We start from the raw sequence: 14,516 nt of genomic DNA on the forward strand, positions 1-14,516 counted from the left end.
GAACCTGTGCGTTACTCGTGCCCATTAGCGCGAGCAGGAGCAATGCCCCGGCCACGGTGCCGAAAAACAACCGAACCACGTAACGCATCGGAACGTCCCTCCCCGGGTGTGTGGTCGCTGTAGCATTCCGCACGAGTCGGATTAAGCAAGTAGGGGATGCCCAATGGGACGTGTCATCGCGGCGGGGGTTGCGTTGGGTTTGTGCATGGTGCTGCTCGGCGCGCCACCCGCCTCGGCGGAGTCCGGTTCGCTCGGGCTGGACGTGTCGATCGACGACCGGCCGATCGCGGACGCCACCGTCGCGATCGACCCGGCGAACCAGGTCAAGCTCGAGGTCGTGGCCACCAACACCGGCAACGCGCCGGTGAAGGTCCGCAGCGTGCGCCTCTCCGGCGTCGCCCTGGCGCTCACCTTCTTCGCCTACGACACGACCGCGCCCTTCGAGGTGCCGGCGCGGGGCCGGGTGACCCGGACGTTCGTGCTCGACCTCGGTGACCTGTCCGGGCAGGCGACCGGGCTGCTGCCGTCGTCGGTCGAGCTGCTCGACGCCCAGCGCGCGACGCTCGGCGAAGCCACCACCGTCGCCGACGTCCGCGGCTCGTTCTGGTCGGTCTACGGCGTCTTCGGCCTGGCGATGCTGGTGCTCACGATCCTGGCCTGGCTGACGGCGCTGCTCGCACTGGCGCGCCACCGCCTGGCCGCCAACCGCTGGCGCCGCGGCCTGCGGTTCCTGCCCGCCGGGTTCGGCACCGGCCTGGTCGCGGTGATCACGCTGTCCGTGCTGCGGCTGGTGCCGCCGGAACCGGCGATCGAGATCCCGGTGGTGCTCGGCGCCGCGGCGATCGCGTTCCTGCTGGGCTACCTGACGCCGAACCCGGTGAAGCCGGCCCCCGAACCCGTCTACGAGGGCACTGGTGACGCCACCGTCCGGATGCGCGTCCCCGCGACCCGGGACGTCACCCGATGAGCGCACCGGCGGACCTCGTCGCCGCGCTCCCGCAGTACGACATCGGTGCCGAGATCGGCGAAGGCGGCATGGGTGTCGTGTTCGCCGGGACGCACCGGACGCTGGGCCGCAGCGTCGCGATCAAGCAGCTGCCCTGGGACGTGCTCAACCACGCCGCGAGCAGCGAGCTGTTCGACCGCGAGGCCCGGGTGCTGGCCAGCCTGGACCACCCGCACATCGTGCCGGTCTACGACTACGTCCGCACCGGCCGCGAGCACCTGCTGGTGATGGAACGGCTCGACGGCGGCACCGTGCACAGCCGGTTCCACGGCGGCGGCGTCAGCGGCGAGCAGGCCTGCGCGATCGGCCTGGCGATGCTCGCCGGGCTGCACGCGGCGCACCGGGCCGGCGTGCTGCACCTCGACGTCAAGCCGCGGAACCTGCTCTTCACCACGCAAGGCGTGATGAAGGTGGCCGACTTCGGCATCGCGCGCGTCATCAGCGAAGGCGCCACGCTCGTCACGCACGGCGGCGAAATCCTCGGCACCCCGGCCTACATCGCGCCGGAGCAGGCGATGGGCAACGCCCTGAGTCCGGCGGCCGACGTCTACGCGGCCGGCACGGTGCTCTACGAGCTGCTGTCCCGGCAGCTGCCGTTCGACAACACCCGCGGCGCGATCAGCATGATGCGCCAGCACATGTTCACCGACCCGCGGCCGATCGCCGGGGTGCCGATCCCGATCGCGGGGGTGATCATGCGCAGCCTGGCGCGTGAGCTCGATGCGCGTTACCGGGAAGCCGAATCCTTCGCCGCCGACCTGGCGAGCGCCGCCACCGCCGTCTACGGCCCGGGCTGGCTCGAACGCGCGGGCGTGCCGGTGCTGCACCTGACACCCCGGGTGATCGCCGGGCTCAACTCGCCGACCGCTCCCGCGCCGCCGGCGGAGGCCCGGACGCGGCCGGTCCAGCGCCCGTCCGCGCCGGACCCGACGCTGTCCGCGACGCGGGTCCCGCGGCAGCCCGAGCCCGAGCCGCGCCCGGCGTCCACCCTGTGGTTCCGGCTCGCGGCGGCCGCCGCCGCGATCGTGCTGGTGGTGCTCGCGCTGCTCAACCCGGAACGGCTGCCGCACCAGGCGCCGTCCACGCTGAAACTGGGCGACGCGCCCGTGTCGGCGCCGGTCGAGGTGGACCTCAGCAAACCGCTGACGGTGACCGGTCCCGGCAACCCCGGCCGGGTCGCGCTGGACCTTGCCGCGGCCGGGATCCCGCTCGGCTCCGCCGAGACGACGTCCAAGGCCGCGGGCAACGGGTTCACCGCCCAGCTCGAACTGCCGGGCCTGGCGCGGTGGATCGTCGGCGGCGCGGTCACCGCGACCATCCAGACCGGGACCGTCACCCAGACGTTCACGCTGCTCACGTCGCAGCACCCGCTGGCCAGCGCGATGGGCGCGGGCAGCCTGATCCTGGCGCTGTTCGCGCTCGCCTACCTGGAGTCGGTGCTGCGCAACATCCGCAACGGCCACCGCGGGCGGGGTTCGCTGTTCGCCGGGCCGGTGCTCGGGATCCTGTTCGGCGCGGCGCTGTGGCTGTGTCTCTCGGTGCTGCGCGTGCACGAACCGTCACCGGGCTTCGGTGCCGGGTGCGCGGTGGCGGGCGCGGTCGCGGCCGGGTTCGTCGTGGTGGCGGTCCGGCGGCGGCACGCGTCCACAGTGGCCGGTCGTTAGGAGATTCAGTCGACCATCCGCACGGTGACGTGCGGGCTGTAGGACTTGCGCCGGCTCCAGCCGAGTTCGGCGCACAGGCTCAGCTGGATCGAGCGGTCGGCGGGTGCCCAGTAGCCGGTGCGGACGAAGTAGCCCTCCATCGTGTTGAGCGCGCCGAGGCTCTTGCGCGCCGAGCACATTTCCCAGCCCCACTGGCGCCCGGACTTCTCGACGCCGTTGCGGCGCACGGACAGCCGCGGATTCCCGACCGCGCGGATGTCGGCGTCCCCGTGGGCGACGTAGACGACCCCGTCGATCTTGTAGAACCGGTTGTTGTCCAAGAGGGTCACCTGACCGGAGAGGGTGACCTCGACCCGGCCGCCGTCGTCGCCGGTGAGTGTCCAATCGAGACAGTATTCCTGGAGTGGGAGTTCCAGCGACTGGGTCATGATGCCTTTCCCCTGTTCTGGCCGTGGCGTCCCTTCCAGAAGATAGGGATTTTCCGGACGCCGGGAAGAGGCGCGGGCGATCTTCACCCGAAGCGGTTCCGGCGTCTCGGATGCCCTGTCACGCATGGGTTTTCAGGCGAGTGGGTGACGCCGGACACGGCACGTGAGAACCGGCCCCACCGCGGAGTGGTGCTGCCCCGCCGAGCGCGGACGGTCACCCCCGATGTCACGTTCCGTGAGGTGAAAGTAAAGGAACCATTACCTTCGACCGGGCGTTGTCGGAGCATGAGCGAGCCCACTGTCATCGAGCTCGGACCGCGTGACCTGCTCGTCGTCGCCGGGCTGCCCGGCGCGGGCAAGACCACGATGCTCCGCCACGCGGCGGAGGGCATCCCGGTGCTCGACTCCGACCAGGTCCGGGCGAGGCTGGCGACGGTCCTGCCGGAGGCCGTGCCGTACCGCTGGTACCGGCCGCTGGTGCACGCGGGCCACCGGCTGCGGATCGTCGGGCGGGCCATCTCGGCCGACGGCCCATTGGTGGTCCACGAGCCGTCGACGAGGGCGTCGACCCGTGCGCTGCTGGCTCTGGTCGGCAGGCTGACGGGCCGTTCGATGCGGCTGCTGTTCCTCGACGCCACGGCCGAGCAGGCCCTGGAGGGGCAGCGCAGCCGCGGCCGGATGGTGCGGCCGCGGTCGTTCGAGCGGCACGTCCGCCGCACGGGGAAGTGGCGGGAGGAGCTGCTGGCGGAGCAGGTCCCGCCAGGGTGGCGCAGTGTCCGGGTGATCGACCGGGCCGGGGCCCGCCGCACTCGCCTGGTGGCGCGGTTGCTGGTCGGCTGCTGAGGAGGTCATGCGCGCGAGGTGGCGCGGTGTCCGGGTGGTCGACCGGGGCGGGGTCCGCCGCACGAGGCTGGTGGCGCGGTTACTGGTCGGCTGCTGAGGAGGTCATGCGCGCGAGGTGGCGCGGTGTCCGGGTGGTCGACCGGGCTGGGGCGCGCCGCACGAGGCTGGTGGCGCGGTTGCTGGTCGGCTGCTGAACGGGGTTGAGGTTTCGCGCGGAGCTGAGGTAGCCGATCGGGCGGGTGCTGGGGTGCTGCTTCGGGTTGCGCGGGGTTCGCGTGGTCGACCGGGTGGGTGTGGCCCCAGCGGCGCGGGGTCGAGGTGGTCGACTGGCCGGACCCTGTCGTGCCGGCTCGAGTAGTGCCGGGAGCGGGATCTCGACCGGGCGGATGCCTGCCGGAACGGCTGGCCGCGCGGCTGCTGACGGAGGGTGCGGCCGCGGGCGGTGCGGTGCAAGGCTCGGAGTGTCGGCCGTGCTGGTCTGGAATTCCGCCCGGGCGGGCGCTCCGAGTGATGCAGGCCCTGGCGGCGAACCGGGCGAACTGCAAGGCGCGGCCCCGGGTGGCGCGCCGCCCAGGCGATCAACCGAACCGGCCCCGCGCACTCGGCCGGTGCGCCCGCCGCATCCGCACCCTGCTCGTTGGTCTGGACATTTTACCTATTGGTCTAGACAATACAGTTCTCCGCGGTGCGACCGCGTCCCCACTGGAGGACCCGATGAGGCGTTCCAGATTCTCCGTTGCACTCGCCGCCTTCGCGCTGGCGCTCTCCGGCCTGGTGGCCGGCGGAAGCACCGCCGATGCGGCCAACCTGCTCACCAATCCCGGTTTCGAAGCCGGCTCGCTTTCGGGGTGGACGTGCTCCGGCGGCACGGCCGTGACGACCCCGGTGCACTCCGGCGGTTACGCGCTCGCCGCCACCCCGGCCGGTTCCGACTACGCCCAGTGCGCGCAGACCGTGTCCGTGCTGCCGAACACCACCTACACCGTTTCCGCGTGGGTCCGCGGCAACCCGGTCTACCTGGGCATCACCGGCGGCGCGTCGACCTGGTCGGGCAACGCGGGCGCCTACAACCAGCTTTCGCTGTCCTTCACCACGACCGCCAGCCAGACGTCGGCCCAGCTCTACCTGCACGGCTGGTACGGCGCCGGCACCTACTACGCCGACGACGTCGTCCTCGACGGGCCCGGTGGCAGCACCCCCGGCACGCCCGGTGCACCCGGGAACCCGGCAGTAGGCGCCGTCACGGCCTCCTCCATCGCCCTGAGCTGGGGTGCGAGCGCCGGCACCGTCACCGGCTACCGCGTCTACGAGGGCAGCACGCTGCGCACGACCGTCACCGGCACGAGCGCCACCTTCACCGGCCTCACCGCCTGCTCGACGCACAGCTACACCGTCGCCGCTTACAACACCGCCGGCGAATCACCGCGCAGTGCGACGGCGACCGGTAGCACCACCGGCTGCGTCGACACCGGCCTGCCGAAGCACTCCCTGATCGGGTACCTGCACTCGAGTTTCGCGAACGGGTCCGGGTACGTCCGGATGGCCGACGTCCCCGCGGCCTGGGACATCATCGACCTGTCCTTCGGCGAGCCGACGTCGGTGACCTCCGGCGACATCCGCTTCAACCGCTGCTCGGCCGCCGAGTGCCCGAACGTCGAGAGCGACGCCGACTTCATCGCCGCGATCCGCGCGAAGCAGGCGCAGGGCAAGAAGGTGCTCATTTCCATCGGCGGCCAGAACGGCCAGGTCCAGCTGACCACGACCGCCGCGCGCGACGCCTTCGTCAGCTCCGTCTCGGCGATCATCGACAAGTGGGGGCTCAACGGCCTCGACGTCGACTTCGAGGGCCACTCGCTGTCGCTCAACTCCGGCGACACCGACTTCCGCAACCCGACCACGCCGGTGATCGTCAACCTGATCTCCGCGCTGAAGACGCTGAAGGCCAGGTACGGCTCGGCCTTCGTGCTGACGATGGCGCCGGAGACGTTCTTCGTGCAGGTCGGCTACCAGTTCTACGGCGGCTCGGGCGGCGGTGACGCGCGGACCGGCGCGTACCTGCCGGTGATCAACGCGCTGCGCGACTCGCTGACCGTGCTGCACGTCCAGGACTACAACTCCGGCCCGGTGATGGGCCTGGACAACCAGTACCACAACATGGGCGCCGCGGACTTCCCGATCGCGATGGGCGACATGCTCAAGGCCGGCTTCAGCGTCGCGAACACCGGCCAGTTCTTCCCGGGCTTGCGGCCGGACCAGATCGCGGTCGGGCTGCCGGCGGCGGTCAGCGCCGGCAACGGCTACCTCGCGCCGTCCGTCGTCCAGACGGCGGTGACCTGCCTGGCCAAGGGCACCGGCTGCGGCTCGTACACGCTGCGCGGCGGCGCGTCGCCGGCGCTGCGGGGGCTGATGACGTGGTCGATCAACTGGGACAAGTACTACAACTGGGAGTTCCAGAACAGCCACGAGCCGTTCCTGAACGCCCTGCCGTGACGTCGCAGTGTGCCCCGCCACCAGGTGGGGCACACTGCCTGACGTGGTGAAACCGGCCCATGGTGAGTCCGTGCTGTCGCGCGTCGTCCGCATCTTCGAGACGTTCGAGCCGGACACCCCGGCCCTGCGCGTGTCGGACGTCGCGCGGCGCGCGGACCTGCACGTCGCGACGGCGTCGAGGCTGATCGACGAGCTGGTCGGGCACGGCTGGCTGCGCCGGGACCCCGATCGGCGGGTGCGGGTGGGCGTCCGGTTGTGGGAGCTGGCGTCGCGCGCGTCGCCGACGCTCGGGCTGCGGGAAGCCGCGTTGCCGTTCATGGAGGACCTGCACGCCGTGGTCGGGCACCACACGCAGCTCGCGGTGCTGGAAGACCGCGAGGTGCTGTTCGTCGAGCGGCTTTCGGCGCCCGGCGCGATCGTCAACGTGACGCGCGTGGCCGGGCGGCTGCCGCTGCACGCGTCGTCGTCCGGGCTCGTGCTGCTCGCGCACGCACCGTTCGAGCTGCAGGAACAGGTGCTGGCTTCGCCCCTCGAAGCCTTCCGCCGCACCAAGCTCACCGAACCGGCGCGGCTGCGGCGGTTCCTCGCCGACGTCCGCCGCGACGGCTACGCCTACTGCGCGGGCTTCATCGACGAGGAGACGACCGGCATCGCGGTGCCGTTGCGGGGCTCGGACGGCGAGGTCGTCGCGGCGCTCTCGGTGATCGTGCCCAACGACCGGAGCGCGCGGATGCAGATCCCGGCGCTGCTCGCCGCGGCGCGGGGGATCTCGCGGACAATCTCTCATTGAATGAGAATGCCCTGGTGCAGGGCGTCGTATCGGCGTCATCCTCGGGGTTCGGTCACCGAAAGGACGTTCCGCGTGCGCACCCAGGTCGTCATCGTCGGCGCCGGCCCGGCCGGGCTGCTGCTGTCCCACCTGCTCGGCCTCGAGGGCATCGACTCGGTGCTGCTCGAACGGCAGACCCCGGAGTACGTCCAGGCCCGCATCCGCGCGGGCATCCTCGAAGCCGGCACGGTCGAGCTGCTCCGCGACACCGGCCTCGGCGACCGTCTCGACGCGGAAGGCATGGAACACCGCGGGATCCACCTGCAGTGGCCGGGTAATCGGCACCACCTGGACTTCGTCGACCTGACCGGCCGGTCCGTGACGGTCTACGGCCAGACCGAGGTGACCAAGGACCTGATGGCCGCACGGGAAAAGGCCGGGCGGGCGGCGTTCTACTCCGCTTCCGACGTCGAGCTGCACGACGTCACGGAGTCGCCGTTCGTGACCTTTGTGGACGGTGACGGGCACGCGCAGCGGATCGACGCGGACGTCGTCGTCGGCTGCGACGGGTTCCACGGGCCGAGCCGCTCTTTCGTGCCGCGGCACCAGGTGTGGGAGCGGGCCTACCCGTTCGCGTGGCTGGGGGTGCTGGCCGACGTCGCGCCGTCGACGGACGAGCTGATCTACGCCTGGCACCCGGACGGTTTCGCCATGCACAGCATGCGTTCGCCGCACGTCAGCCGGTTCTACCTCCAGGTGGCGCCGGACGAGGACATCGACGGGTGGAGCGACGACCGGATCTGGACGGCGTTGTCGCAGCGGCTCGGCGTCCCGGGCTGGACGCTGCACACGGGACCGATCACGGAGAAGAGCGTGCTGCCGATGCGCAGCTTCGTGACGACCCCGATGCGGCACGGAAACCTTTACCTGGCCGGGGATGCGGCCCACATCGTCCCGCCGACGGGCGCCAAGGGCCTGAACCTCGCGGTGGCCGACGTCGCGCTGCTTTCCACGGCGCTCACGGCTTCCTTCCGGGGTGACGACGACCTCGTCGACGCCTATTCCGACACGGCGTTGCGGCGGGTCTGGCGCTGCACGCACTTCTCGTGGTGGATGACGTCGATGCTGCACCGCCACGGCGACGACTTCGACGCGCAGCTCCAGCTCTCCCAGCTCCAGCGCACGGTGACGTCGGAAGCCGCGGCCACGGAACTGGCCAACAACTACGCCGGCCTCCCGCTCTGACCGCGTGATCAGAACGCCAACTCGCGTGATCGAAGGGTCGACACGCGTGATCGGGGAGCCGACACGCGTGATTGAAGGGTCGACACGGCGCACGACCTCAAGGCCGGCCGTGTCGACCTCCTGATCACGCGTGTCGACCTCTGGATCACGTGTGCCGGCCCTTCGATCACGTCGTCGGCGGGGCTTGACGCACGGCACCCGGCTCGCGCAGTATGCCCTGAGTAATTCGTATTACTCGGGCACCGGGAAGGCTCATGAGGGAACTGGACACGGAGATTCTGGTGGTCGGCGGCGGGCTCGGCGGGGTCGCCGCGGCTCTCGCCGCCGCCAAGGCCGGGCGGCGCGTGGTGCTCACCGAGGCGACCGACTGGCTCGGCGGGCAGCTGACCGCGCAGGCCGTGCCGCCCGACGAGAACCCCTGGATCGAGCGGTTCGGGTCCACGCGCACCTACCGTGAGCTGCGGGAAGGCATCCGCGGTTACTACCGGCGTCACTACCCGCTGCGGGCCGAGGCCGCGCGGCAGGCCGAGCTGAACCCCGGGGCCGGGAAGGTCAGCAAACTCTGCCACGAACCGCGCGTCGCGCTCGCCGTCGTCGAGAGCCTGCTCGCGCCGCACGTCAGCGCCGGGCGGATTCGCGTCCTCCTCGAACACCGGCCCGTCGATGCCGTGACCAGCGGAGATCGCGTCGACGCCGTGACCCTCGAAGACCACCGAGGTGAGCGGGTCACGGTGAAAGCCCAATACGTCCTCGACGCCACCGAGGACGGCGACCTGCTGCCGCTCACCGGCACCGAGCACGTCACCGGTGCGGAAGCGCAGAGCGAGCACGACGAACCCCACGCCCCGGTGGAAGCGGATCCCGCCAACCTGCAGGGGATCACCTACTGCTTCGCCGTTTCGCACCACGAGGGCGAGCACCACGTCATCGACCGGCCCGAGATGTACGGCTTCTGGCGCGACTACCAGCCGGACTTCTGGCCCGGCCCGCTGCTCGGCTTCGTCGCCCCGGACCCGCGGACGCTCGAGCCGGTCAAGCGCACCTTCGTGCCGAACCCGGCCGGCGACCCCCTGTCCGTCAGCGCCGACCAGAGCGCCGACGCGGGGGACAAGGAACTCTGGGCGTTCCGCCGCATCCTCGCCCGCGGCCTGCACGCCGACGGCGCCTTCGACTCCGACATCACCCTGGTCAACTGGCCGCTCAACGACTACTGGCTCAAGCCCGCGCTCACCATCCCCGGGCACGCGGACGAAGCCGTCGTCGCAGAAGCGCACCACGAAGCCAAGCAGCTGAGCCTGTCCGTCCTGTACTGGCTGCAGACCGAGGCGCCCCGCGCGGACGGCGGCACCGGCTTCCCCGGCCTCAGGCTGCGGCCCGACGTCACCGGCACCCGGGACGGCCTCGCGAAGTCGGCGTACGTCCGGGAAGCGCGGCGCATCAAGGCGGTCACCACTGTCACCGAGCACGACGTCTCGGCCGAGATCCTCGGCGTCGACGGCCGGGTGCGGCGCACGGACGCCGTCGGGGTCGGGAGCTACCGGATCGATCTGCACCCGTCGACCGGCGGTGACAACTACGTCGACGTCGCGAGCGTGCCGTACGAGATCCCGCTCGGCGCGCTGCTGCCCGTCCGGGTGAACAACCTGCTGCCCGCGGGCAAGAACATCGGCACCACGCACATCACCAACGGCTGCTTCCGGCTCCACCCGGTCGAGTGGAACATCGGTGAGGTCGCCGGGACGCTCGCCGCGTTCGCCGTGCGCGAGAGCGTCGAACCGCGGGCCGTGCAGGCCGACGGCCGGCTCTTCGAGGAGTTCGCGCGCGAGCTCGACGCCGCCGGCGTGGAGCGCCGGTGGCCGGAAGTGCGGGGGTACTGAAATGCCACCTGTAAGGTCCGCGGGAGTCGCGCTGGAGGGAGTCATCGATGACGGCGGGTTCGGGCCGGGTCACGCAGGCCCAGGTGGCACGCCTGGCCGGCGTCTCGCAGGCCGTCGTCTCGATGGTCCTGAACGGCTCCGACAGCCTGCGCGTCACCCCCGAGACCCGCGAACGCGTGCAGCAGGTGCTCCGCGAAACCGGGTACACCGTGGACATCATGGGCCGCCGCCTGCGCGGCAAGTCCAACCAGATCCTCGGTGTGTTCACCTACGAGTCGGTGTTCCCGTCCGGCGTGGCCGACTTCTACCGCCCGTTCCTGCTCGGCATCGAGGAGGAGGCCGAGGCCCAGGGCTTCGACCTGCTGCTGTTCACCAGCGGTGGCCGCCGCGACGGGCGCCGCCGCATCTACGACCAGGGCACGAACCGGCTGCGCATCGCCGACGGCTCGATCCTGCTCGGCCGGCACAACGACCCGCAGGAGCTCGCGCAGCTCGTCGAGGAGCAGTTCCCGTTCGTGTTCGTCGGCCGCCGCGAGTCGCCGACCGGGCCGATCAGCTACGTCGGCGCCGACTACGTCGCGGCCACCCGTGAGGTCCACGAGTGGTTGTGGGGGCTCGGGCACCGCAAGGTCGGCCTGCTGAGCGTCACCGAGGAGAACGAGCCGACCCTCGACCGGCGCTCCGGCTACGAGGCCGCGGCGCGCAAGCACCGCCGTCCGCCGCTGGTATTCCTCGCCGACGACCCGGCGCTCGCGCTGCGGCAGGCGCTCGACGAGGGGGTCACCGCGCTGCTCGTCGAGAGCTCGGCGATGGCCGACGGCATCCTGGCGTACGCGGACGACCTCGGCGTGCGCGTGCCCGACGACCTTTCGCTCGTGGTGCTGGGTGACGCCGACCCGACGCAGCAGCCGTCGGCGCACGCGGTGCCGAGCACGCCCACCGACTGGTCGATGTTCCGCATCCCGCGCCACGAAATGGGCGTGCACGCGGTGCGCGTCCTGGTCGAGCTGCTGGCGGACCCGAAACCCCGGCAGCTGCTGCTGCCGTGCACGTTCCACGAGGGTGCCACTGCGGCGCCACCCTCCACAGTGCACACTCGATAACCAGGCGCACTGGCTGTTGACAGCTACTGAACGAGACGTTTACCGTCGCTGCTAATTCGAATAACCAGGAGGCACTGTGGCCTACCAACGAGTGGCCTACCGCCGAGCCCGGCTGCTGATCGCCGCGGCGTTGTCCGCCGTCGCCCTGGCCTCGACCGCCTGCTCGGGCGGCGCCGGCGACGACACGAACATCGCCCTGCGCATGACGGTCTGGACGACGGACAAGAACCAGCTCGCCCTCTTCGATTCCATCGCCGCCGAGTACCGCAAGTCCCACCCCGAGGTCGCGTCGGTGAAGTTCGACGTCGTCCCCGGCGACACCAGCGCGTACTCGGCCGCGCTGACCACCCAGATGTCCGGTGGCAACCCGCCCGACCTCGCCTGGATCCTCGAGCGCGACGCCCCGGACTTCGTCCAATCCGGCGCGCTCACCGACCTCAAGCCGACGCTGTCCGCGACCGCGGGTTACAACGTCGGCGAGCTGGTCCCGTCCGCCACCAAACTGTGGACCAAGGACGACAGCCTGTTCGCCTACCCGTTCTCGACGTCGCCGTTCGGCATGTTCTACAACAAGAACCTGCTGACCCAGGCGGGAATCACCGAGACCCCGGACCAGCTGCTCGCGAGTGGACGGTGGACCTGGGACGCCGCCAAGCAGATCGCCACCCAGGTCGCCGCGCGCGACACCGGCAAGGCCGGGCTGGTGGTCCGCGAGTTCGAGTACAAGCAGTGGGTGCTGCTCGCCTCGGTGTGGCGCGGCTTCGGCGCCGACGCCTGGGGCCCGGACGGCAAGACGTGCGGCTTCGCGACGCCGGAGATGACGTCCGCGATGACCTTCCTGCACCAGGCGATCTTCACCGACAAGGCGCTGCCCGGCCCGGGCACGACGGCGGACTTCTTCGCCGGCGAGTCGGGCCTGACCATCGCCCAGATCAGCCGCGCCGGACTGCTGAAGGCCAAGCCGTTCGACTGGGGCATCGTCCCGCTGCCCGCCGGGCCGAAGGCGAACGCGCAGGTCATCGGCCAGGCCGGGATCGGCGTGCCGGTCAAGGGCAAGCACGCCAAGGCCGCGGCCGACTTCCTGGCGTTCTTCACCAACCCGGCCAACTCCGCGAAGCTCGGCCAGTACTTCCCGCCGGCGCGCGACAGCCTGATCAACGCGGCGACCCTGGCCAAGGCGAACCCGTTGTTCAGCCAGGAACAGCTGCAGAACGTCGTGGTGAACGGGATCAAGACCGGTTCCGTGCTGCCCTCGCACACCGGCAGCGCGCGGATCGCGTCCCTCGTCCAGTCCGCTTTGGACCCGATGTGGAAGCCGGACGCGAACGTGCCCGCCGCGCTGGCCGGGGTGTGCCAAGCCATCGACCCGGTGCTGAGCCAGTGACCCTCAGTTCGAAGAAGCGCGAGGAGCTCGCGGGGTGGATCTTCATCGCCCCGCAGGCCCTCGGCTTCCTCGCCTTCGTGGTGGCGCCGCTGGCCGCGGTGGTCTGGTACAGCTTCCAGGACGTCAACCTGCTGGCCGGGACGTCGTCGTTCGCCGGTGCGGGCAACTACGCGCAGCTGCTCGACGACCCGGTCGCGCCGAAGGTCGCCCGCGCGACGGCGATCTTCTGCGTCGGCCTGGTCGTGCTGAACCTCGTGCTGGCGCTTTCGCTCGCGTTGCTGCTCAACCTGAAGCTGCGCGGCACCACGGTGTTCCGGACGGTGTTCTTCTCGCCGGTGGTCATCACCCTCGTCGCGTGGACGATCGTGTGGAACTTCCTGCTGCAGGACAACGGCGGGATCAACTCGCTGCTGCAGACCGTCGGGATCGACGGGCCGAACTGGCTGCGCGGCAACGGAACCGCGATGCTTTCGGTGATCGTGGTGCAGGTGCTGAAGAACGTCGGGCTCAACATGGTGCTTTTCCTTGCGGCCCTGCAAGGCATCCCGTCGTCCATCATGGAAGCGTCGCAATTGGACGGTGCCGGGCCGTGGCGCCGGTTCCGGTCGGTGATCCTGCCGATGATCAGCCCGACCACGCTGCTCACCGCGATCATCACGGTCGCCGGCGCGCTGCAGGTGTTCGCGCAGATCCAGGTGCTGACCCTCGGCGGCCCCGCGGACAGCACCAACGTCCTGGTCTTCTACTTCTACCAGCAGGCCTTCGCCAACCACGACCTCGGTTACGGCGCGGCGCTCGCCGTGGTGCTGTTCCTGGTGATCCTGGTGCTGACGCTGCTGCAGTGGCGGATGCGGAGGCGGTGGGTCTTCCATGAGTCGTAGGGCCAAGATCGCCTGCTACGTCGTGATGGTCGTGCTGGCGGTGCCGTTCGTGTTCCCCACCTGGTGGATGATCACGGCGTCGCTGCTGCCGGCCAACGAAGTGCTCGCCTACCCGCCGAAGCTCTTCCCGAGCCAGCCGCAGTGGGAGAACTACAAGACCGCGTTCACCGACTTCCCGTTGGCGCAGCAGTACTTCAACAGCCTCTACATCGCGGTGCTGGTCACCCTGGGCACGATGTTCTTCTCGTCGCTGGCCGGGTACGCGTTCGCCCGCATCCGGTTCCGCGGCGAGAAGTTCTTCGGGCTGATCCTGATCGGGCTGATGGTGCCGAGCGAGGTCACGATCATCCCGCTGTTCCGGGTGGTCGACGACCTCGGCCTGACGAACACGCACTGGCCGCTGATCGTCGTGCCGATCTTCGGTGCGCCGAGCGTGCTCGCGACGTTCGTGATGCGGCAGTTCTTCATCACGATCCCGGGTGAGCTGGAGGAGGCGGGCCGGCTCGACGGCCTGTCGCGCTTCGGGCTCTACCGGCGCGTCGCCTTGCCGATCGCCAAGCCCGCGCTGGCCGCGGTCGCGATCTTCACCTTCCTCAACACGTGGAACTTCTTCCTCGAACCGCTGGTCTACCTGACCGACAAGGACATGTTCACGCTGCCGGTGGCGCTGACGCAGTACGTCGACGTCTACGGCGGTCACCTCTGGAACGTCCAGCTCGCCGCCGCGACCACCACGGTCGTGCCGGTGCTGATCGTCTTCATCATCGCGCAACGCCAGTTCGTCGAAGGGCTCGCCCAAAGCGGCCTCAAGGGCTAGGAGGCAGTC

At 70.5% G+C, this 14,516-nt stretch carries 12 protein-coding genes; 11 read left to right on the forward strand and 1 reads right to left on the reverse strand.

The features are described from left to right. The first annotated feature begins 163 nt into the window (after positions 1 to 163). Both ACIOD2_RS12365 and ACIOD2_RS12370 read left to right on the forward strand, forming a co-directional pair. Entirely contained in the window at positions 164 to 967 is an 804-nt protein-coding gene (locus ACIOD2_RS12365; protein WP_400537000.1) for a hypothetical protein, read from the forward strand. Further along, positions 964 to 2,670, forward strand: a complete 1,707-nt coding sequence (locus ACIOD2_RS12370) for a serine/threonine-protein kinase (protein ID WP_400537002.1) — start codon at positions 964 to 966, stop codon at positions 2,668 to 2,670. The genes ACIOD2_RS12365 and ACIOD2_RS12370 overlap by 4 nt, the downstream gene beginning before the upstream one ends. A 5-nt stretch (positions 2,671 to 2,675) precedes the next feature. Here ACIOD2_RS12370 and ACIOD2_RS12375 read toward each other — a convergent pair whose 3' ends face one another. Beyond that, entirely contained in the window at positions 2,676 to 3,098 is a 423-nt protein-coding gene (locus ACIOD2_RS12375) for a hypothetical protein (protein ID WP_400537005.1), read from the reverse strand. A 285-nt stretch (positions 3,099 to 3,383) separates the two neighbouring features. Here ACIOD2_RS12375 and ACIOD2_RS12380 point away from each other — a divergent pair, with 285 nt between their 5' ends. The 9 genes from ACIOD2_RS12380 to ACIOD2_RS12420 all read left to right on the forward strand — a co-directional run bounded on the left by ACIOD2_RS12380 (position 3,384) and on the right by ACIOD2_RS12420 (position 14,507). Then, positions 3,384 to 3,941, forward strand: coding sequence for an AAA family ATPase (locus ACIOD2_RS12380; protein WP_400537007.1), 558 nt, complete (start codon positions 3,384 to 3,386; stop codon positions 3,939 to 3,941). 714 nt (positions 3,942 to 4,655) lie between these two features. Then, positions 4,656 to 6,431, forward strand: coding sequence for a chitinase (locus ACIOD2_RS12385; protein WP_400537010.1), 1,776 nt, complete (start codon positions 4,656 to 4,658; stop codon positions 6,429 to 6,431). A 46-nt stretch (positions 6,432 to 6,477) separates the two neighbouring features. Further along, the gene (locus ACIOD2_RS12390) at positions 6,478 to 7,221 is read left to right on the forward strand and encodes an IclR family transcriptional regulator (RefSeq protein ID WP_400538012.1); all 744 of its coding nucleotides are present in this window, start codon (positions 6,478 to 6,480) and stop codon (positions 7,219 to 7,221) included. A gap of 72 nt (positions 7,222 to 7,293) precedes the next feature. After that, positions 7,294 to 8,445: a 4-hydroxybenzoate 3-monooxygenase gene (locus tag ACIOD2_RS12395; RefSeq protein ID WP_400537012.1), complete on the forward strand. Its 1,152-nt coding sequence runs from the start codon at positions 7,294 to 7,296 to the stop codon at positions 8,443 to 8,445. 254 nt (positions 8,446 to 8,699) lie between these two features. Beyond that, positions 8,700 to 10,322, forward strand: coding sequence for an FAD-dependent oxidoreductase (locus ACIOD2_RS12400; RefSeq protein ID WP_400537014.1), 1,623 nt, complete (start codon positions 8,700 to 8,702; stop codon positions 10,320 to 10,322). Between the two features lie 47 nt (positions 10,323 to 10,369). Then, positions 10,370 to 11,425, forward strand: a complete 1,056-nt coding sequence (locus ACIOD2_RS12405) for a LacI family DNA-binding transcriptional regulator (RefSeq protein ID WP_400537017.1) — start codon at positions 10,370 to 10,372, stop codon at positions 11,423 to 11,425. A gap of 76 nt (positions 11,426 to 11,501) precedes the next feature. Beyond that, complete coding sequence (locus ACIOD2_RS12410) at positions 11,502 to 12,809, forward strand: ABC transporter substrate-binding protein (protein ID WP_400537020.1); 1,308 nt, start codon at positions 11,502 to 11,504, stop codon at positions 12,807 to 12,809. Continuing rightward, entirely contained in the window at positions 12,806 to 13,690 is an 885-nt protein-coding gene (locus ACIOD2_RS12415) for a carbohydrate ABC transporter permease (protein ID WP_400537023.1), read from the forward strand. The genes ACIOD2_RS12410 and ACIOD2_RS12415 overlap by 4 nt, the downstream gene beginning before the upstream one ends. Then, complete coding sequence (locus ACIOD2_RS12420; protein WP_400537025.1) at positions 13,680 to 14,507, forward strand: carbohydrate ABC transporter permease; 828 nt, start codon at positions 13,680 to 13,682, stop codon at positions 14,505 to 14,507. The genes ACIOD2_RS12415 and ACIOD2_RS12420 overlap by 11 nt, the downstream gene beginning before the upstream one ends. Positions 14,508 to 14,516: the final 9 nt, after the last annotated feature.

Origin of the sequence: Amycolatopsis sp. NPDC088138 (assembly GCF_044741685.1) — a bacterium.
GTDB lineage: Bacteria > Actinomycetota > Actinomycetes > Mycobacteriales > Pseudonocardiaceae > Amycolatopsis.